The organism is Caecibacter sp. AF58-12pH5A, assembly GCF_027681725.1.
GTDB classification, from domain to species: Bacteria; Bacillota; Negativicutes; order Veillonellales; family Megasphaeraceae; genus Megasphaera; species Megasphaera hominis.
Genome location: NZ_JAQDBC010000081.1, coordinates 1 through 1,302, shown reverse-complemented (window position 1 = coordinate 1,302; position 1,302 = coordinate 1). Strand labels below are relative to the sequence as shown.

2 protein-coding genes are annotated in these 1,302 nt (G+C 45.5%); both read left to right on the top strand.

Annotated elements, in window-relative coordinates:
- The first annotated feature begins 88 nt into the window (after nt 1-88).
- Nucleotides 89-427, top strand: a complete 339-nt coding sequence (locus PGX44_RS13910) for a transposase (RefSeq protein WP_498855840.1) — start codon at nt 89-91, stop codon at nt 425-427.
- Complete coding sequence (locus PGX44_RS13905) at nt 345-1,238, top strand: IS3 family transposase (RefSeq protein ID WP_498855839.1); 894 nt, start codon at nt 345-347, stop codon at nt 1,236-1,238. Before PGX44_RS13910 ends, PGX44_RS13905 begins: the two co-directional genes overlap by 83 nt.
- Nucleotides 1,239-1,302: the final 64 nt, after the last annotated feature.

Sequence of the window (1,302 nt, the reverse complement as noted above, 5' to 3'; positions counted from 1 at the left end):
TATAATGGGCCTGTGAATTCAGACCAGTACTGAAAATTTTAAGAGTGCATGATATAGTATTAAGTAACGAAAATTGGAGGATGCTATCATGCCAAGAAAAAAGTACACTTCTGAATTTAAGACCAAGATTGTTCTGTCAATTCTTCAAGGCGACAAGGAATTCAATGCCATCTGTTCTGAAAACGGCCTGAACCCAAACATGGTCAGAAAATGGAAGCAAGAATTCCTGCAAAATGCCCATCTTGCCTTTGGTGCAGATTCTGAGCGTAAGGCCGTTCAGAGGAAGGAGGACGATCTGAAGAAAAAGAATGACCAGATGCTAAGGACCATCGGTCAGCTTACGCTTGAGCGCGACTTTCTTCAGGACTGCTTTCGCCAAGCTGGGGAGGCCATCCCAAGAATCCCGGAATATGATCAGAAAGGATAACGGCCTTTCCATACGTCGTCAGTGCGAATTACTGGGACTGAACTGTTCCGGCCTATATTACACACCTACAGGACCAAACCAAGCTGCTGTTAGGCTTGATGAATCGTTAATGGAACGTATCGACCACTGGCATACCAGGTGTCCCTACCTAGGCTCTCGTAAGATTGTTGCCAAACTGCAAGAAGAAGGTTTTTCAGTATGTCGCAAGACAGTACGGCGACTTATGCTGAAGATGGGCATCTATGCTATTTATCCTAAGCCTAACCTGTCCAAGCGCAATTTCAAGGAGTCTATTGTGCCTTATCTGTTGCGCGATTATACCGTGTCTTTTCCAAACCAGGTGTGGTCCATTGACATCACCTATATTCCGATGCCGCATGGGCATATGTACCTAACTGCAATAATTGATTGGTATAGCAGGCGGTTGGTCGGCCACTATCTTTCAGACAGTCTGGAAGCAGAATCTGTTATTCATGCCGTGACGGAAACCGTTAAAGCATGCGGCGTTCCAGCCATTATCAATTCAGATCAAGGCAGCCAGTTTACCAGTGATGATTACAAGAATCTGCTTCGTAACCTCAATATCCGTCAAAGTATGGACGGCAGGAGCCGCTGGGCAGACAACATCATGATTGAACGTTGGTTCCGTAGCCTCAAAACGGAGCAGCTCTATCCGAACGAATATCGCACCCCAAGAGAGCTTCGACGTCTGATTAACCAATACGTAGATGATTACAACAACATACGGCCCCACGAGGCATTAGGCTACAAGGTTCCCAACGAGTTTTACTTTGCTTGCTTCGCTGCTTAGAATAATTCTGCTTACTGCCACTCTTAAAATTTTAGAACGTGGTCTTGACAAGGGGCCCATTATA

Excerpts from the sequence above, each read along its gene's own strand:
- PGX44_RS13910 (WP_498855840.1), top strand. The coding sequence starts at position 89 with ATGCCAAGAAAAAAGTACACTTCTGAATTTAAGACCAAGATTGTTCTG.